This is a genomic window from Caballeronia sp. LZ034LL, assembly GCF_031451215.1.
In the GTDB taxonomy this organism is placed as follows: Bacteria; Pseudomonadota; Gammaproteobacteria; order Burkholderiales; family Burkholderiaceae; genus Caballeronia.
This window is the reverse complement of record NZ_JARUXR010000003.1, coordinates 941,994-960,146: the sequence shown is the minus strand read 5'-3', so window position 1 is coordinate 960,146 and position 18,153 is coordinate 941,994. Positions and strand designations below refer to the sequence as shown.

General features: G+C 62.5%; 17 protein-coding genes and 1 pseudogene. 10 read left to right on the top strand and 8 right to left on the bottom strand.

Features of this window, described 5'->3' with window-relative positions:
* Positions 1 to 20: 20 nt before the first annotated feature.
* Positions 21 to 1,313, bottom strand: a complete 1,293-nt coding sequence (locus tag QCE83_RS25490; protein WP_309817932.1) for an NAD(P)/FAD-dependent oxidoreductase — start codon at positions 1,311 to 1,313, stop codon at positions 21 to 23.
* Positions 1,314 to 2,158: 845 nt separating this feature from the next.
* Here QCE83_RS25490 and QCE83_RS25485 point away from each other — a divergent pair.
* The 6 genes from QCE83_RS25485 (at position 2,159) to QCE83_RS25460 (ending at position 10,150) form a co-directional block, all read left to right on the top strand.
* Complete coding sequence (locus QCE83_RS25485; RefSeq protein ID WP_309817929.1) at positions 2,159 to 3,052, top strand: LysR substrate-binding domain-containing protein; 894 nt, start codon at positions 2,159 to 2,161, stop codon at positions 3,050 to 3,052.
* Between the two features lie 120 nt (positions 3,053 to 3,172).
* Positions 3,173 to 4,381, top strand: coding sequence for a CoA transferase (locus QCE83_RS25480; RefSeq protein WP_309817926.1), 1,209 nt, complete (start codon positions 3,173 to 3,175; stop codon positions 4,379 to 4,381).
* A gap of 19 nt (positions 4,382 to 4,400) precedes the next feature.
* Entirely contained in the window at positions 4,401 to 5,186 is a 786-nt protein-coding gene (locus QCE83_RS25475; RefSeq protein WP_309817923.1) for an enoyl-CoA hydratase-related protein, read from the top strand.
* Between the two features lie 88 nt (positions 5,187 to 5,274).
* Positions 5,275 to 6,036 (top strand): enoyl-CoA hydratase-related protein, encoded by a 762-nt coding sequence (locus QCE83_RS25470; protein WP_309818751.1) that lies wholly within the window; start codon positions 5,275 to 5,277, stop codon positions 6,034 to 6,036.
* A 33-nt stretch (positions 6,037 to 6,069) separates the two neighbouring features.
* Positions 6,070 to 7,440, top strand: a complete 1,371-nt coding sequence (locus tag QCE83_RS25465; RefSeq protein ID WP_309817921.1) for an MFS transporter — start codon at positions 6,070 to 6,072, stop codon at positions 7,438 to 7,440.
* Positions 7,441 to 7,909: 469 nt separating this feature from the next.
* Positions 7,910 to 10,150: a DUF262 domain-containing protein gene (locus QCE83_RS25460; RefSeq protein ID WP_309817919.1), complete on the top strand. Its 2,241-nt coding sequence runs from the start codon at positions 7,910 to 7,912 to the stop codon at positions 10,148 to 10,150.
* Positions 10,151 to 10,319: 169 nt separating this feature from the next.
* Here QCE83_RS25460 and QCE83_RS25455 read toward each other — a convergent pair whose 3' ends face one another.
* The gene (locus QCE83_RS25455; protein ID WP_309817918.1) at positions 10,320 to 10,697 is read right to left on the bottom strand and encodes a heme-binding protein; all 378 of its coding nucleotides are present in this window, start codon (positions 10,695 to 10,697) and stop codon (positions 10,320 to 10,322) included.
* On the opposite strand from QCE83_RS25455, the pseudogene QCE83_RS25450 reads away from it, so the two are divergent.
* Together QCE83_RS25450 and QCE83_RS25445 are read left to right on the top strand one after the other, a co-directional pair.
* Positions 10,602 to 10,976, top strand: a pseudogene (locus QCE83_RS25450) (thiamine pyrophosphate-dependent enzyme); the annotation flags it as partial. The gene QCE83_RS25455 and the pseudogene QCE83_RS25450 sit on opposite strands and share 96 nt — an antisense overlap.
* Before the next feature lie 14 nt (positions 10,977 to 10,990).
* Entirely contained in the window at positions 10,991 to 11,269 is a 279-nt protein-coding gene (locus tag QCE83_RS25445) for a helix-turn-helix domain-containing protein (RefSeq protein WP_309817917.1), read from the top strand.
* A 48-nt stretch (positions 11,270 to 11,317) separates the two neighbouring features.
* On the opposite strand, the gene cyoD is transcribed toward QCE83_RS25445, so the two are convergent.
* Genes cyoD through cyoA form a run of 4 tightly spaced genes read right to left on the bottom strand, consistent with a single transcriptional unit; the run spans position 11,318 to position 15,156 of the window.
* Entirely contained in the window at positions 11,318 to 11,650 is a 333-nt protein-coding gene (gene cyoD, locus QCE83_RS25440) for a cytochrome o ubiquinol oxidase subunit IV (protein WP_309817914.1), read from the bottom strand.
* Positions 11,650 to 12,258 carry a cytochrome o ubiquinol oxidase subunit III gene (gene cyoC / locus QCE83_RS25435; protein ID WP_309817913.1) on the bottom strand — a complete coding sequence of 203 codons (609 nt, stop codon included), beginning with the start codon at positions 12,256 to 12,258 and terminating at the stop codon, positions 11,650 to 11,652. The genes cyoD and cyoC overlap by 1 nt, the downstream gene beginning before the upstream one ends.
* Positions 12,259 to 14,265, bottom strand: coding sequence for a cytochrome o ubiquinol oxidase subunit I (gene cyoB / locus QCE83_RS25430; RefSeq protein WP_309817910.1), 2,007 nt, complete (start codon positions 14,263 to 14,265; stop codon positions 12,259 to 12,261).
* Between the two features lie 3 nt (positions 14,266 to 14,268).
* Positions 14,269 to 15,156 carry a ubiquinol oxidase subunit II gene (gene cyoA, locus QCE83_RS25425; RefSeq protein ID WP_309817907.1) on the bottom strand — a complete coding sequence of 296 codons (888 nt, stop codon included), beginning with the start codon at positions 15,154 to 15,156 and terminating at the stop codon, positions 14,269 to 14,271.
* A 337-nt stretch (positions 15,157 to 15,493) separates the two neighbouring features.
* Here cyoA and QCE83_RS25420 point away from each other — a divergent pair, with 337 nt between their 5' ends.
* On the top strand, positions 15,494 to 16,693 hold the full coding sequence (locus QCE83_RS25420) for a nitronate monooxygenase family protein (protein ID WP_309817903.1): 1,200 nt from the start codon (positions 15,494 to 15,496) through the stop codon (positions 16,691 to 16,693).
* A 4-nt stretch (positions 16,694 to 16,697) separates the two neighbouring features.
* On the opposite strand, the gene QCE83_RS25415 is transcribed toward QCE83_RS25420, so the two are convergent.
* Complete coding sequence (locus QCE83_RS25415) at positions 16,698 to 17,000, bottom strand: hypothetical protein (RefSeq protein WP_309817900.1); 303 nt, start codon at positions 16,998 to 17,000, stop codon at positions 16,698 to 16,700.
* 159 nt (positions 17,001 to 17,159) lie between these two features.
* On the opposite strand from QCE83_RS25415, the gene QCE83_RS25410 reads away from it, so the two are divergent.
* On the top strand, positions 17,160 to 17,477 hold the full coding sequence (locus QCE83_RS25410) for an HNH endonuclease signature motif containing protein (RefSeq protein WP_309817898.1): 318 nt from the start codon (positions 17,160 to 17,162) through the stop codon (positions 17,475 to 17,477).
* Here the strand turns inward: QCE83_RS25410 and QCE83_RS25405 are convergent.
* Entirely contained in the window at positions 17,469 to 17,765 is a 297-nt protein-coding gene (locus QCE83_RS25405; protein WP_309817895.1) for a hypothetical protein, read from the bottom strand. The two genes, QCE83_RS25410 and QCE83_RS25405, sit on opposite strands and share 9 nt — an antisense overlap.
* Positions 17,766 to 18,153 lie beyond the last annotated feature (388 nt).

Below are 18,153 nucleotides of genomic sequence, written 5' to 3'. Positions count from 1 at the left end.
GATTGGGTTGTTCGACCGTCTCAGGCGAGACGGATCTGCGGTTGCGTCAGCCGGTTCAATCCATCGGCTGCCAGGAGAAGGGTAGCCTTGCCGACGCCGTGTATCGCCTGTTGATGACGTCGATACAGCATCGCGTGGCTGAGTTGAGCAAGCCGCCCTTTGATGAAGCCACCCTTGAAGAAGCCGAACTTGCCGAGCGTGCCGAAGGCATCGTAGTTCGCGAGCGATACCAGCGAGCCGAAGTCGTGATACGCGAAGTCCCGGAGCGGCGCTCCCGTCAACCACGCGGGTAGCGTCTTCGCGAGATGCTCTGCCTGTTGCGTGGCGACCTGTGCGGTGGGCGGCAGCGCCCGCTCGGCATTCTGCAAGGTAAGGCTGGAACAATCGCCGAGCGCGAAGATCTGGTCATCACGAGTGGCTTGCAACGTGGCGCGCGTGACGAGCTGGTTGGAATGCGTGGTTTCCAGCCCCGCCAGACCGGCCAGGAATTCAGGCGCTTTGACGCCCGCGGCCCAGACCATCAAGTCGGCAGGGACGAGGTTGCCGGACCCATGGAAGTAGCCGTCTGCCGTCGCACCGGTCACGCGCGTTTGCGTGAGCACACTGAAGCCCATTCGCGTGAGCAAGGTTTCGCTGGAAGCCGAGATGTTGGGCGGAAAGCTTGCCAGAATGCGCGGGCTGCTCTCGATCAAGGTCAGTTCCAGCCGCTGACGCACCGTGGGATCGCCATAGCCGGACGCAATATCCAGCAGCGAGCTGAGTTCCGCCGCCAGTTCGACGCCGGTTGCGCCGCCGCCGACAATCGCGACACGGAACCGTTGATCACGCGCAATGCTCCTGAAGAGGCGAGCCCGGAGGATTTCGTTGAATGCCTCGGCCTGCGCCTGACTGTCGATGAAATGCGCATGCTGCGCCACGCCTTGAGTGCCGAAGTCATTGGCGCGGCTGCCAAGAGCGAGTACCAGGACGTCGTAGTCGATGGTCCGCGCGTCCAGCACCTTTTCCCCGTTGGCCGCACGTATTTCCGCGACCTGGACCTGCTTTCGCTCGCGGTCCAGGCCGCACATTGCGCCGGGCAGATAGGCATAGCCATGCGCGGCGGCGTGAGCGATGAAACTGACTTGCTGATGGTTCACATCGCGGGTGCCTGCGGCAATGGTATGCAGCATGGGCTTCCAGATGTGGGTCGCGCTCATGTCGACAAGCGTGACCGTCGCCGCCAGGCCGTTGCGGATTTCCCTGCCGAGCTTGGTCGCCAGCAGAATTCCCGCGATGCCGCCGCCGACAATGACAATGCGCGCAGGATGTGTCACGGGTCCTCTTGTTTTCCAGAAACGCTGATTGGTACAGTCCAGGCCTTCGGACGATCGTCAAAACCTAGCCGACATCCCCCACCCCATCCACAAACGCCTCCAGCTTCGGAATATCGACTGGCTCGGTGAAATGCGATCAAACCCGGCTTTCATCGCCATTGCCATTCGGCGATGGCCTCGTCCTGAAGAAAGCCTTCGCGTTCCGCGCCTTTCTTTGATGGCCGCACGATAAAGGTGTAACGCGCGTCAGACCTCGCCGTCGAGGCGGGCGGGTTCGGCATCGATTACTGCCAGCTTGTGGCCGATGCTCTGCGGACAGTGCATGGCCCGGATCGCGCGTTGCTGCTGGCATCGCCGTGACGGGCGGACGCGCTTCGCCGCTGTCTGCGTCGTGCGACGCGGTCAGCGACAGAATCGTATAAAACATGTGTTCCGCCGACGTAATCATCCCTGGTAGTGGTGTCGTTGCCGTCTGCCTCGACGAGGAAGTCCGCTTCGTCGAAGTCGGCGTCATTGAAACTCGTAACCCGTCCGTTTGTCCGGTCAGGTTGCGCATCCGTGCTCGGAACGGCAGGATGATCGACGTCGCAATCTGGTTCTTCTGCGTCATGACGAAGTCCAGAACGATCTCGTGCGGCGGACGCCGACATCAGCGCATCCAAGCATTTTTCAGAAGCTGGACGGCAGCAAGATCGAGACCCGAGGACGCGGGCTTATGAGCACCAGGCGAGATCAGGCGTTGCGCGGCGGCCATGGTAACGTCTGGACGCGATCGCTTCTTCGCTCCGTCACACCCGCTGAAAAAAATTTCCGAACCGTCACGTCAGACCCCGCCCAAACCCCTCATGAACCGTGCCGTCACTCTTCCTTCGCTCAACGCGATCCGGGCATTCGAAGCGACGGGCCGCACGCTGAGCGTTTCCAAGGCAGCAAGCGAGCTGGCGGTCACGCCGGCCGCGGTAAGCCGCCAGGTCAAGGCGCTCGAAGGCTTTCTCGGGCTGCAGCTGTTCGAGCGCGTCAGAGGACGGCTCGAACTGACGTCGGCGGGCGCGCGTTATCTGGCCGAACTGATGCCGCTGTTCGCCGGTCTGCGCCAGGCCACCGACAGCATTCGCACCGCAGGCCGACGCTCCCGCGTCCTCAAGATCCGTTCACCGGCCACGTTCGCCGTGCGCTGGCTGATTCCGCGGCTCGCGAGTTTCCATCGGCAGTTTCCGGACATCGACGTGCAGCTCACCACGTCGTCGGCGCCGCTGGATTTCAGGCGCGAGGACATCGACGGCGGCATCCAGCTCGGCGATGGTCGCTGGCCCGGCCTCTCCGTGCAGCGGCTGATTCCCAACGAACTCGTGCCGGTCGCGGCGCCGTCGCGCAAGATCCGCGCGCGCAGCAAGCTGACCGGCGAGACGCTTCTGCATTCGCTCGCGCGCGCCGACGACTGGGCCATCTGGATGGAAGCGGCCGGCTTCGCACGCGATCCGCGCCGCCGCGAGATGCGTTACGAGACTTCGTTGCTGGCGTATCAGGCGGCCATCGAAGGACATGGCGTCGCTGTCGCGCAGAAGGCGCTCGTGCGCGCCGAACTCGACAGCGGGCAACTGGTCGCGCCGTTCCGTTTCGAGCTGGACCGCGGCGCTTATACCTACTACTTCGCCTGGCCGGCGCGGCACGCCTCCGAGGCGCTCACGACCTTTCGCGACTGGCTGGTGTCGCTGGTGGAGACGGACGCCACCCTTTGACCACCCTTTAACAAAAAGTCAAAGCCTCGTTTCCAAAAAGTCGATTGTTCCGCCGGTCGCGCAACTCTAATCTGCGGCCATGGTTCGATGCAGCGTCGAACCCGGAGACAGGACAACGACATGATCCGAGACAGCTTGAAGGGCGTTCGCGTGCTCGATTTTTCGCACGTGCTGGCCGGCCCCGTATGTTCGATGACGCTCGCCGATCTCGGCGCGCACGTGGTGAAGATCGAGCCGCCGGGTGGCGAAATAGGCAGGCAGATCGGCCCGCCGTGGGTGAACGGCGTGAGCCCGGCCTTCATGAGCGTCAATCGCGGCAAGTACAGCGTGGCGATCGATCTCAAGACCGACGCCGGGCGCCGCACCGTCGCCGAGATGGCGCGTCAGGCGGACGTGGTGGTCGAGAACTTCCGTCCGGGCGTGATGGCGTCGATGGGGCTCGGCTACGAGACGCTTCGCACGCTCAATCCGCAGCTGGTCTACTGCTCGATCTCGGCGTTCGGGCAGCGCGGCGAGAGCACGCGCCGGCCGGGTGTCGACGGCGTGATCCAGGCGGTGAGCGGGCTCATGAGCACGCTCGGCACCACGCGGGGCGATCCGCTGAAGGTGCCGGTGCCCGTCGCCGACATGATGGGCGGCTATCTCGCCGCCATCGCCGTGCTGGGCGCGCTGCATGCGGCGCGCACGCAGCGCAAGGGCCAGCACCTCGACGTGAGCCTCTATAACGCGACGCTGATGCTGCAGCAGATTGGCTTTGCCGCGTTCTTCGCTTCGGGTTCGGAGCCGGAGAAGGTCGGCAGCGCGGCGCCCTATGCCTGTCCGAACGAGGCCTTCCCTACGCGCGACGGCTGGATGATGGTCGTCGCCTATCACGCGGCACGCTGGAGCGCGCTGTGCGAGCTGCTCGACGCGCCGGAACTCGAAGCCGATACGCGCTTCGCCAGCAACGACGCGCGCGTGCGGCATCGCGCCGAACTCCATGAGATTCTCGCGGCGCGCTTCGCGAAGCGGACCACGGCCGAGTGGATCGAGCTGCTTTCGGCGCGGGACATTCTCTGCGCGCCCGTCACGACGTATCGCGAGGTGATGGAGACGGTGGAGTATCGGCAGAGCGGCATTGCACGCACCGTCGAGCATCCGGTAGCGGGTTCCATCAGGACACACGGTTTTGCGCTCGGGCCGTCGGATCCTCCGGCAGGCGCTGAAACGCCCGCGCCCGTCACCGGCCAGCACACGCTCGACATGCTCGGCCTGTACGGCTTCGATGAAGACGCCATCGCCACCTTGCTCAATGCCGGCGTGATCCGCGCCGCGGCAGCGCACGCCTGAACGCTCCAGGAGATCCCGCATGGAACAACCCATCGTACCCATCGTACAAAGGGAAATGCATGGCCGCGTCGCGCTCGTGCGGCTTGCTTCCGACAACCCGTTGAACCCGCTGACCGATGCGCTGATCGACGCGCTCGTCGGCGAAATGCAGCGCATCGAGGCGGACCCCGCCGTGTATGCGACCGTGCTGACCGCATCGGCCAAGGCGTTTGCTGCGGGCGCGGATATCGTCGCGATGGCGCCGCTCGACTACGCGACGGCGTTCTCCGAAGACCTCATCGGCCGCAACTGGGACTGCCTGCGCAGGCTGCGCAAGCCGCTCATCGCGGCGGTCAGGGGCTATGCGCTCGGCGGCGGCTGCGAGCTGGCGATGATGTGCGACATCGCCATCGCAGCCAGCGACGCGCTCTTCGGCCAGCCGGAAATCAAGCTCGGGATCGTGCCGGGCGCGGGCGGCACGCAGCGTCTGCCACGCGCTGCCGGCAAGTCGACTGCGATGCTCGCGTGCCTCACGGGCGAAGCGCTTTCGGCCTCCGACGCGCTGGCGTGCGGGCTGATCTCCAAGGTGGTCGAGCCGGACGCGCTAATCGAGGAAGCGTTGCGGATCGGACAGCAGATCGCGCGGCATTCGCTGCCGGTGATCGTGGCCGTCAAGGAGGCGGTCGACCGTTCTTTCGAGTCGTCGCTGGCGGAAGGGCTGTTGTTCGAGCGACGCCTGTTTCATGCGGGCTTTTCGCTGGCGGATCAGAAAGAAGGCATGGCTGCGTTTCTCGAACGGCGCACTGCAGCCTTCGTCAATCGATGAAACAAAGAGGAGGGGACGAACCGTGAACGACAAAGAACCCGATACAAGCGCCAGGCCGCTGGTACGCCATGCAGTGGAAGCGGGCGTGATGACCATCACGCTCGATGAGCCGTCGAACGGCAACGCGCTCACGCTTGCCATGACTGAGGCGCTTTCGGACGTGCTCGAAAGCGTCAACGGCAGGGACGACGTGCAGTGTGTCGTGCTGCGTTCATCGTCGAAGCATTTCTGCACGGGCGGCAACGTGAAGGACATGCAGAGCGGCAAGGACTTGATGGACGGCGGCATCGAAGCGGTGCGCGAGCGCTTGCGCCATGGTTTGCACCGGATCACGCGGGCGCTCAGCTCGATGGAAGTACCGTCCCTGTGCGCCGTGAATGGCGCGGCGGTGGGAGCGGGCTGCGACCTCGCGCTGATGTGCGACATCCGGCTGGCGGGCGAGCGGGCCGTGTTCGCGGAAAGCTTCCTGCGGCTCGGTCTCGTGTCGGGGATCGGCGGTGCGTGGTTCCTGTCGCGCATCGTCGGGCCCGCGAAGGCGCTCGAACTGACGCTCACCAGCGAGTTCATCGACGCCGACACGGCGCAGCGCCTGGGCATCGTCGCTCACGTTCATCCCGATGCCGCGCTCGACGACGAAACGCGTGCGCTTGCCCTGCGCATCGCCGCGAATCCTCCGCGTGCGTTGCGCATGGCCAAGAAGCTCGTGCAGGAGTCGGCGCACGGCACGCTCTCCGCGTCGCTCGAACTGGCGGCGAACATGCAGGCCATCCTCCTGTGCGGCAGCGAGCACAAGCAGGCGGTCTCCGGCTTTCTGGAGCAACAGGCACGGCAGAAGGCGTCCCGCATCTGAAGCGGACCCACACAATCAACGATGGAGACAGGCATGACTTCCCGACCTCACGCGCAACATCGTGGTCCCGGCATGTTGCGGATCATCGCGACATCGAGTCTCGGCACGATGCTCGAGTACTACGACTTCTTCGTCTATGTCGCGCTCACGGCGACCCTGACGCAACTGTTTCTGCCTGCCACCGACAGCACCGTCGCCGCGCTCGCTGGTGTCGCGACGTTCGGCATCGCCTATGTCGCGCGGCCGCTCGGCACGGTGATCTTCAGTCCCATGTCGGACCGCATCGGCCGGAAGAAGACCTTCGTCATCACGCTGGCCATCATGGGAATTGCGACGGTCGGCATCGGTTGCCTGCCGACTTACGCCGTGGCGGGCGTGGCCGCGCCGATCGCGTTGCTCACGCTGCGCATCGTGCAGGGCGTCGCGCTCGGCGGCGAGTACGGGTCGGCCGTCGTCTATGTCATGGAGCATGCGCCGGAAGGCAGCAAGGGCGCGGCGACCAGCGTGCTGCAAAGCACGGCGAGCATCGGCCTGCTGCTCGCGCTGGTCATCGTGGGCGCGTTGCGGCTGTCGCTCGATGCGGCAAGCTTCGTTTCATGGGGATGGCGCGTGCCGTTCGTGATTTCCGCGCCGATCGTAGCCGTCGCGACCTGGATCCGGCTCGGCATGACGGAGACGCCGGTCTTCGCCGAGATGAAGGAAGCGGGGCGTCTTTCGAAGCGGCCATTGCAGGAGACGCTGTCGAGCCGCACGTCGTGGAAGGCCATTCTCGTCGCGATGTTCGGCGCGCAGGGCGGCACGTCGGTTTCGCTCTACACATCGATCGTCTACATGCTGTATTTCCTGCAGAACGTCCTCAAGGTCGAGCCGATGCAGGCCAACCTGTGTCTCGGCTTCGGCATACTGATCGCGGCGCCGCTGTATCCCGTCTTCGGCAAGCTGTCCGATGCGATCGGACGCGCGCGCGTGATGCTGATCGGCATCGTGCTGTGGATCGCGGCGGCTTATCCGGCGTTCGCGGGTATCCGGTCGAGCGTGGTGTCGGCGCAGTGGGTGCCGGTGTCGCTGCTGATCGCAGTGCTCGCCATCCTCACCGCGATGATCATGGCGCCGCTGCCGGCGTTCATCGCCGAGTGCTTTCCGCCGCAAAGCCGCACGACTGGATTCGGCCTCGCGCAGCAACTCGGTAATGTGGTGTTCGGTGGGTTTCTTCCGCTTATCAGTCTCTCGCTCGTCAAGTTCACGGGCAATCCGCTTGCAGGCGTCGGCTATTCGATTGCTTCGCTGCTGCCGTGTCTCGCGGTGACGTGGATCTGGGGGTTGAAGCAGGATGCACGCGCGAGAAGCGCGAGGGCAGGTGGGGTGTCGGCGCGTGGGGCGAGGGAGCCGGTGTCGATGCGTTGAGTGGTTTGCGGCTCGGGAAGAAGCTTGCGGTTGGCGGTGGCGGCTCTTGCCCTTCCACTAAAGATTCTTCCCGTGCACTTGAAAAACGGGGGACGAAAGCGGTAACTGTGCCTGAAAGGCGGCAGTTGACACGAGACTTTGCAACGACGCGATATGGGATGCAAGCCTTATTGCCTTTGCGATCTTAGACTCTTATTCGATGCGTCTCCTCAGCAAGACTACCTCGCTCGGACATCTTGAATTTGTTCCTGGCCCGCGCGAGATGCGTTGCCTGTGTGTTCGCGACGAAGATTCCCATTCAGCCATTGATCTGCGAAGATTACTCGGCCAGAATGTCACGCGTCGATGTCTGCGATCGGAAGGAGCCGTTCCGTGGAATTGCTGCCGAAAGCCAGCAAGCAACGCCGGTCGTGGAGTGCGGAGACACACTTCGAGTACAAAGAACATAACTCGCGACGGTCGTTCAACCATGCCAATCTTCACCACCAGCAACATTCCAATTGTGTCGTTAATAGAAGACATCGACACCGGAAAAATAGGCCTACCCGAACTGCAGCGTCCCTTCGTCTGGCCGAACGTAAATGTTCGAGATCTTCTGGATTCTCTGTATCGAGGTTATCCAGCAGGATTTCTTCTGTTCTGGAAAACGGGTGTAACAGACAATCTCAAGAATATCGGAACTGACCAGAAGCAGTCTGTTCCTGATCAAGCCATCGTAGATGGACAACAGCGACTGACGTCACTTTACGCGGTGATCAAGGGCGCGGAAGTGCTGCGAGCGAACTTCAAGAAGGAAAGAATTCACATCGCCTTCAATCCGCTTTCAGGCCGATTCGATGTAGCCGATGCAGCAATCAGAAAGGACCGAAACTATATCCCGGACATCTCGGTCCTTTGGACAGCGGATTTCAAGCCGGGCGTTTTCCGCAAAGCCTTTATCAAGCAGCTCTCTGAGATTCGCGACCTTACTGATGATGAAGAAGCGAAAATCGAGGACGCGATCGACCATCTGCGGAATCTACCGAATTATCAGTTCGTTGCATTGACTCTGGCATCCTCCGTGAATGAAGAGACAATCGCGGAGGTGTTCGTTCGAATCAATGGAACCGGCAAGCCGCTGAATCAAGCAGACTTCATCATGACGCTGATGTCGGTGTTCTGGGACGAAGGCCGTGCCGAACTGGAAAGATTTGCGCTGAATGCAACCCAGCCTAGCGATGGACAGTCATCGCCCTTCAATCACTTCATCAAACCTTCCCCCGACCAGATGCTTCGCGCAACTGTCGGCCTGGCGCTCAAGCGCGCACGGCTCGAGAACGTCTACAGCGCACTGCGCGGCAAAGATGCAGTGACGGGTGAAGACGATACGCAGAAGCGTGACGGTCAATTTTCCTTGATGCGCGAGGCGCAGAAGGCAGTTCTCAATCTTTCGAATTGGCATCACTTTCTCGATGCTCTCAAGCTCGCCGGGTACCGCGGGCAGAAGATGATCAGTTCCGAAGCAGCCATCATCTATTGCTATGTGCTCTACCTGATTGGCGTCCATGATTATGGGATCGGACGTACCGCAGTCCGCCAGGCAATCGCCGAATTCTTTTTCATGGCAGCGATGACCGGACGGTACACGAATTCACCGGAAACGCGATTCGAGGCAGACTTGGCGATCGTCCGGGGACTTTCCGACGGAGATGGCTTTCTCGCACGCCTGAGGGAGATTTGCCATACGACGCTCACAAACGATTACTGGGACATCACACTTCCCAGCCAGCTAGCAACGTCCGCGTCGCGTAGCCCTTCGCTCTTCGCGTACCAAGCGGCGCTGATCAAACTCGATGCGCCAGTGCTGTTCAGCCCGATGAAGATCTCGGCAATGATCGATCCGGCGGTCAAGGGGTCGAAGGCCGCCTTGGAACAACATCATCTTTTCCCGCGTGGCTATCTGGAAGATCAAGGAATAAAAGACCTCAAACGCATCAACCAGATCGCCAACTTCGCCGCCTTGGAATGGCCCGACAACATCAAGATCGGCAAGCAAGCGCCGTCCGTCTATGTCCCGGAGCTGGACGCAGCGATGTCGGGCGAATTGCGTACCCGTGTTTACAAACTCCACGCCCTACCCCCGCTCTGGTGGCAACTACCCTATAACGATTTCCTCGTGGCGCGCCGGCTCAGAATGGCGCAGATAGTCCGCGAAGCATGGCAGCTGCTTTGCGGCGATACGAAATCCGAGGTTGCTCCGCCTCCTTCTGTTGCTGAACTCGTTGCTGGAGGAGAAACGGGAGCAGTCGAATTCAAGTCAACATTACGCACGAATCTTCACACAGGGCAACCTGATGACAAGATGCAAGTGGCGGTACTGAAGACTATCGCGGGCTTTCTCAACGCCAACGGAGGCACGTTGTTGATCGGAGTGGCAGATAACGGTGAAGTGCTGGGCATTGCATCCGACAGCTTCCCTAACGAGGACAAGATGGGCCTGCATCTGGTGAATCTGATCAAGGATCGAATTGGCGACATTTTTCTGCCGTATGTTCATCCACATTTTGAACAACAGGACGGCGAGAGCGTGTTGTCGATTCGTTGCGAGCGTGGGCCCAAGCCTGCGTTCGTGAAAGACGGCAATCAAGTGAGGTTTTTCGTCCGGGGCGGTAACTCGACGGCCGAATTGATGGGCAACTCCATCACCGACTACGTTGCGCAGCGATTCTGATTTGGCGAATCAGAATATAGGGGGGCGCCGCGCAGGGCGCCCGTCGTGAACGTCCGTCAGCGCTGCTTGGGAAAGCCCGTGGAAGCCCACGTTCACTTAGTTCGTATATCCGCGCTGACAAACACGGCACCGCAATCGTCCATCCGGCCGTCATCGCGTGACAAGCGCATCAAGCAAGCGAATGCCCGAACGCCGTCAACCCGGCATCCGCGACTTCGATATCCTGTTCGATCATCCCCGCACTGGCGCCCACCGCACCGACGATAGCGGCGCCATCGAAGACCGGAACGCCGCCGCCGAAGATCACGACCTTTCCCGCGTGCGTTTGCTGGATACCGTAGAACGGTCCGCCCGGTTGAGCAAACGTCGCCAGTTCCGCTGTCGATCGCGCGAACAATACAGCGCTCATTGCCTTGCCGATAGCAAGTTCGATCGTGCCTAGCGGGGCGCCGTCCTGCTGCTGAACAATCGCGGCGACGGCATGATCCGTCAATGGCGACGTCTGTTCTACGACGGCCGTATGTCCGTCAGCGACAAGGCGCTGCATCGCAAGGACTTCGTGCTGGCAGCGCAGGCGGATGGCTTCGAGTTTGCGTGCCGGGTAGAGCGGGAGGATGAACTGGAAGAAAGGCTCAAAGCCTTCGTGGCCTTCGACGGTCCCGCGTTTCTCGAAGTGATGATCGACGAGAACGCCGATGTGTTTCCGATGGTCGGTCCAGGACAGACCTATGAAACGATGATTACGGGCCCGTTCATTCCGTCGCGTTCGGATCCGGATGCGCGTTCCGGGAGCATGGCGGCTGGCGCGCCCAGCGACATGTTCTGACGGGGAGCACGGACATGATGAATGCGGATCTGATCCACAAGGCGCTCGCCAGTCCGGTGCGGCGCGAGATTCTGACGTGGCTGAAGGAGCCGGAAGGCGCGTTCGGCAGCGGCCTGCCGATCAAGGCGATTCAGGCGCGCAGCGGTCTGTCGCAGTCGACCATCTCTGCGCATGTTGCCGCGATGATCGAGGCCGGCTTGCTCGTGGCGAGGCACGTGGGCCAGTTCATCATCGTGTCGCGCAACGAGGAGGTGATCGGGGCGTTTATCGCGGAGTTGCGGAGCAGTTTGTGAACGGCAATTTCCGAGACGGCGTCTCGGAAATTGCCGTCGTTCGGTGGATCAACGCGCCATCATCAACGCATGCACGTTATGCAGCACCCACACCGTGCCGACAATCAGGATCAGCGACATCAGAATGGTGTAGGCAAAGGACATCGCATGCCAGCGTTGCCCCTTCGACGCATTGACGTGCAGGAAGAACACCACATGGACGATCACCTGAACGGCGGCCAGCACCGCCAGCATGACGATCGCCTTCTCCCCGCTGAACGCGCCTGACGTCGCGGCCCAGAACGACGCGACGGTCAGCGCCACCGCCAGCGCGAAGCCAATCAGATAGCCGCGCGCGGTGACGTGCGGAAACTCGCTTGAATTGCCGTGCGAATGAGCCATCAGACGATGCTCCCGAGATAGACGAAGGAAAACACGCAGATCCAGACGATGTCCAGGAAGTGCCAGAAAAGACTCAGGCAGGCGAGCCGGCGCAGGTCGCGTTCGCTTAGCTTGCGCTTGCCCAGCATCTGAACCACGAGCACGACCAGCCAGAGCAAGCCGACCGTCACGTGCAGGCCATGCGTGCCGACGAGCGTAAAGAACGCCGACCAGAACGCGCTGCGCTGCGGTCCCGCGCCTTCCGCGACGAGGTGCGCGAACTCGTTCAGTTCCAGCCACAGGAAACCCGCGCCGAGCGCGAACGTGACGAACAGCCAGCCGAGCACCGCGCCGGTGCGCTGGCGCAGCGCGGCGATCATCGCGAAGCCGAAGGTCAGGCTGCTCGTCAGGAGCAGGCTGGTTTCGAGCGCCACGTCGCTCAGGTTGAACAGGTCCTTGCCGGTGGGCCCGCCAACGGTCTGCATCGCGAACATCGCGAAGGTGGCGAAGAGCGACGCGAACAGCACGCAATCGGTCATCAGGTAGGCCCAGAAACCGAACACCGAGTGCGACTGATGTTCGTGCCCGTGGTCGTGCGCGCCGCGCGCGGACAGTGTCGATTGCGACATTTACAGCACCTCCATTTCCAGTTCCCGTTCCGCGCCGGCCTTGACGGGCGGTCGCGGCGCGTTCGGTTCTTCGATCGACCTGATCGTGGCCGCCGGAATGATGAAGCCGGCGTTGTCGCGGAAGCTGTAGCCGATCACCATCGCCACCACGCCCACGAGGCCTGCCGCCGCCAGCCAGACGATCTGCCAGACCGCCGCGAAGCCGAACATCAGCGAGAACAAGCCAATGAACAGGCCCGCGCTCGTGTTCGACGGCATGTGAATGTCGCCATACGGACGGGTATCGACGCGCCGGGTTTCCTTCGCATCGGCGAAGTCGTCCAGCGCGCGCACGGCCGGAACGCGCGCGAAGTTGTACGCGGGCGGCGGCGAGCTCATGGTCCATTCGAGCGTGCGGCCATCCCACGGGTCGCCGGTGACGTCGCGGTAGGCGGGCTGATTGCGGCGCAAGACACTGACGACGATCTGCGCAATCTGGAACACCACGCCGAGCGCGATGATGCCCACGCCGATCGCCGCCACCGTGAAGTAAGGCTGCCAGGCGGGGTTGTCGTAGTGATTCAGGCGGCGCGTCGCGCCCATGAAACCGAGAATGTAGATGGGCACGAAAGCCACGAAGAAGCCCACGAACCAGCACCAGAAAGCCTTCTTGCCGAGCTTCTCGTCGAGCTTGAAGCCGAAGACCTTCGGCCACCAGTACGACACGCCCGCGAAGTAGCCGAACACCACGCCGCCGATGATCGCGTTATGGAAGTGCGCGATCAGGAACAGGCTGTTGTGCAGCACGAAGTCGGCGCCGGGAATCGCGAGCATCACGCCCGTCATGCCGCCCAGCGTGAAGGTCACGATGAAGCCGATGGTCCACATGATCTGTGAGGTCATCTGCACGCGGCCGCGGTACATCGTGAAGATCCAGTTGAAGATCTTCACGCCGGTGGGGATGGAGATGATCATCGTCATGATGCCAAAGAAGGCATTGACGTTCGCGCCCGAGCCCATCGTGAAGAAGTGATGCAGCCACACGAGGAACGACAGCACCATGATGCAGCAGGTGGCATACACCATCATGCGATAGCCGAACAAGGGCTTCTTCGAAAATGTGGCGACCACTTCCGAATAGATGCCGAACGCCGGCAGAACCAGGATGTAGACCTCGGGATGCCCCCAGGCCCAGATCAGGTTCAGGTAGACCATCGGGTTGCCGCCGCCGTCGTTGGTGAAGAAGTGCATGCCTGCATAGCGGTCGAGGCCGAGCAGCGCGAGCGCGACGGTCAGGATCGGGAACGTCGCCATGATGAGCACGTTCGCGCAGAACGCGGTCCACGTGAAGACGGGCAGCTTCATCCACGTCAGGCCGGGCGCGCGCATCTTCACGATGGTCACGAAGAAGTTCACGCCGGTCAGCAGCGTGCCGACGCCCGACAGCTGCAACGCCCAGATGTAGTAATCCACGCCGACGCCCGGACTGAACTGCGTCTCCGACAACGGCGGATACGCGAGCCAGCCGGTGGCCGAGAACTCGCCGACGAACAGCGACAGGTTGATCAGGATCGCCGCCACGGCCGTCATCCAGAACGACAGCGAGTTGATGAACGGAAAGGCCACGTCACGCGCGCCGATCTGCAAGGGCACGATCAGGTTGAAGAACGCGACCAGCAGCGCCATGGCCATGAAGAAGATCATGATGGTGCCGTGCGCGGTGAAGATCTGGTCGTAGTGATGCGGCGGCAGATAGCCCGGCGAATCGAGCGCGATGGCCTGCTGGATGCGCATCATGACAGCGTCCGCGAAGCCGCGCACGAGCATCAGCCCGGCGACGACCAGATACATGACGCCGATGCGCTTGTGATCGACCGAAGTCAGATACTCGCGCCACAGCCAGCCCCACTTGCCGAGGCGGGTGATGAGGCCGGCCGTGCCGAGCGCCGCGATCGCCATGAAGACGGTCGCCCCCATGATGATGGGCTCGTGGTACGGGACCGCCTCGAGCGTTAATTTGCCGAACATGGCTTACCCCTTGGTTACGCAGTAGTTGCCGTTCACGTCGAAACGGCCGTCGTTGTACTTGGCGACGATGTTGTTGAAGAGCCGCGGATCGACGGTGGAGAAGTAACGCACCGCCACCTTCTCGCTCGGGCGCGCGACGCCCGCATAGACGTCCATGCTGAGCGTCTCGGGCGCGGTTTTGACCTTGTTCAGCCACGCATCGAAGTCGGCGGGAGACAAAGCGAGTGCGCGGAACTTCATGTCGGAGAAGCCCGCGCCGCTATAGTTGGCGGAGATGCCCGCGTAGTCGCCGGCGTGATCGGCTTGCAGATGCAGGCGCGTCTGCATGCCGGCCATCGCGTAGATCTGGCTGCCCAGTTGCGGGATGAAGAACGAGTTCATCACCGAATCCGACGTGATGCGGAAGTTCACCGGCGTGCCCACCGGAAACGCCAGCTGGTTCACCGAGGCCACGCCCAGGTCCGGATAAATGAAGAGCCATTTCCAGTCGAGCGCGACCACTTCGACGTTGATCGGTTTGACCTGCGAGTTCAACGGCTTGTACGGGTCGAGCGCGTGCGTGGTCTTCCACGTGAGGATGCCGAGATACAGGATGATGAGCGCGGGAATGGCCCACACGACCACTTCGATGGCCGTGGAGTGCGCCCACTTCGGTGCGTAGGTGGCCTTCGTGTTCGACGCGCGATAGCGCCACGCGACGAACAGCGTGAGCAGGATCACCGGGATCACGACGAGCAGCATCGCGTAGGTCGCGGTGGCGATCAGCGAGGACTCGGCCACGCCGATTGCGCCTTTGGAATCGAGGACTTCCAGCTTGCATCCCGAGAGGCCGGCGGCGAGCATCAACGCCGTCAGCGCGGGTACAGCGGAACGTTGAGTAGTGTCATTCATTGCATTCGCTTGTTTCGATGATCGAGGCGTTGGAGGAACGCCGTTGAACGGCATTGCGCCGCGTCAGGATCATGCCACCGACGGTCTCCCGTGATGACGCGAATGGTTGAAATTTTGTTTCAGATCAATGGGATGCGACAGGGTGTCGCGGATCTCCAAAACGTTTTGCGAAACAGCGGCGAGTCTACAACGCGCTTCGATGCGCGCAGGTGTAATAAAAATATTCGTGCGAGGCGCCGTGCCTCTGATGAACGTCAAGAGATGTGTCCGGCGCCGGCTTGTCGTGACGAAGACCGCGCGGCTACGATCCGCAGCATCTTGCCGCCATCGTCTTGTCATGAACCTGCATCCCGACTCCGCCTCGACTCCTCATGTTCATTCGTTCGCCCCGCTCCTGATACGCGGCCGCAGCCTGCTGCCGATCGTGCAGGGCGGCATGGGCGTCGGCATCTCGGCGCATCGGCTCGCGGGCAGCGTGGCGCGCGAGGGCGCCATGGGCACGATCGCGAGCATCGACTTGCGTCATCACCATGAAGACCTGCTCGCGATGTGCCGCGCAGACCCGTCGCGCGCCACGCTGGAACGCGCCAACCTGATCGCGCTGGGGCGCGAGATCGAAGCGGCGCGCGTCGTGTCGGAAGGGCGCGGCATGCTCGCGGTGAACGTGATGAAAGCCGTCAGCGCGCATGCCGATTATGTGCGCACCGCCTGCGAGCACGGCGCGGACGCCATCGTGATGGGCGCGGGTCTGCCGCTCGACTTGCCCGATCTCACGCAAGGGCATGACATCGCGCTGATCCCCATTCTTTCCGATAGCCGTGGCGTCACGCTCGTGCTCCGGAAGTGGATGAAGAAGGGCCGCTTGCCCGATGCCGTCGTGATCGAGCATCCGGCGCACGCGGGCGGACATCTCGGCGTAACGAGCCTCGACGACATGCACGACGAACGCTTCGGCTTCGAGCGCGTGCTGGCGGAACTGGATGCGTCGTTTGCTGCGCTCGGGCTGGCGCGCGCGGAGGTGCCGGTGATCGTCGCGGGCGGTATCGATGGACATGAAGCCGTGCGTCAATGGCTCGGCGCGGGCGCGAACGGCGTGCAGGTGGGTACGCCGTTCGCCGTCACCGAGGAAGGCGACGCGCATCCGGCCTTCAAGCGCGTGCTGGCGGAAGCGCGGCCGGAGGATATCGTCGAATTCGTCAGCGTGACCGGGCTGCCCGCGCGAGCCGTGAAGACGCCCTGGCTCATGCGCTATCTGCGCAATGAAGAGCGCATCCGGGCGAAGATCGGCGCGCGGCCGCAAGCCTGTCCGACGGCGCTCGACTGCCTGAGCGCGTGCGGTCTGCGCGACGGCATCGAGAAGTTCGGGCACTTCTGCATCGATACGCGTCTGGCTGCGGCGCTGCGCGGCGACGTGGGCAACGGGCTGTTCTTTCGCGGCAAGGAACGGCTGCCGTTCGGCGCGGCGATTCGCAGCGTGCGCGATCTGATCGAGGTGCTGCTGACGGGCGCGACCCCGGCCACGCCCGCCGGTTGCTGAGCGGTCAGCCGCCCGAATACTTGCGCAACAGCGCGTTCACGTCGATGCGTTGTCCCTGAAGCAGCAGCAACCGCGTATGCAGGACGAGGTTCTCCAGCACGAGCAGCGCGGTGGTGAGCATGTAGGTGAGATTGACGTCGCCGGGATTGAGTCCGCTGGACTGGAGCTTCCGATGCTTGTCCACGAGCGCGGTCATCACGAGGCTGCGCAGTTCGGGTTCTGCAAAGGGAAGATCGCCGTAGTCGACCGGATCTTCGCGTTCGAGTTCTGCGAGCATGCCCGTCAATTCGCTGATGGTCACTTCCATGGCTTCTCCCGGCTCAGGCACTGCGTGGACGGTGAACAGTGAACAATGCACAGCGTCTTCATGGTGCCACGGGCGCGAGCAAATTAAAACGGCCCGACGCAGGAACAGGCATCGAAGCGTAGACTCGATCCATGAAAACCGATCGCAGCGAGTCACGTCATGGCCAGACGCTTGCCTGAACCGTGGTATCGCCCGCCCCAGGAAGAAGTCTGCGCGCTGTGCGGGCGACAGGTGCCGCCCGCCGAACGCGACTTGCATCATCTCGTGCCGAAGTCGCAGGGCGGCAGGCAGACCGCCGTCCTGCACCGAATTTGCCATCGGCAGCTGCATGCGCTCTTCACGGAGAAGGAACTGGCGCAGCGCTATTCGACCGTCGAGGCACTGCTCGCGCACGAAGCGGTGCGCGGGTTTGTCGAGTGGGTGAAGACCAAGCCGGACAGCTTCTATCAGCGCACACGCCGTTCACGCTCACGCTGAAACCGGCACCTCGCGCACGCACGGCGTCTCACGCCGGTAAGCCGTCATGCCGAAGCGCTGCAGGATGAAGCTCTCGACCACCAGCTTCAAGTCCGCTTCGCACGGCCGCGTGCCCCAGCGGCTGTTGCCCGCCACCGATGCCACCGCGAACCACGATTGCGGCTGGAACAGCTCGACACGCAACAGGCCGCGCTCGAAAATCCTGAGCCGCCCGGTATCGATGTGAAATTCGGCGCTCACCGCGCCCCCCGGCATGTCGATGCTCGACGTGATGGCTTTCGCTTTCATGATTTTTTGGTCTCTCTCTCGGTGCGTTGCTTTGTCGTACCCGGCGCGCTTTCTTTCTCGTTGCAGACCACTTTGGACCGCAACGTTCGAAACGGCCAGTCCCGCCTTAGCAGGGATCGAACCCGGGGGCGCGATTGCCGGATTCTCCAGCGGCGTCGCGAATGTCCAACCGTCCCGGCAGAAATTCCCCTATAGGCATACAGTACTGGCGTTGCGGATGGCCGCCGAAACATCGGCGCGATCCGCACGGCGTTCGCCAGCAGCACGCAGCGTCACGGCGAACGTTCGCTGTCGCACATAACATCACCCTGTCACACTGCAACGGACACGTTTTTCCATCGTGGAAAGATGCTCGTTCGTTCGCAAAAGTTTCAAACACCGGAGGGAA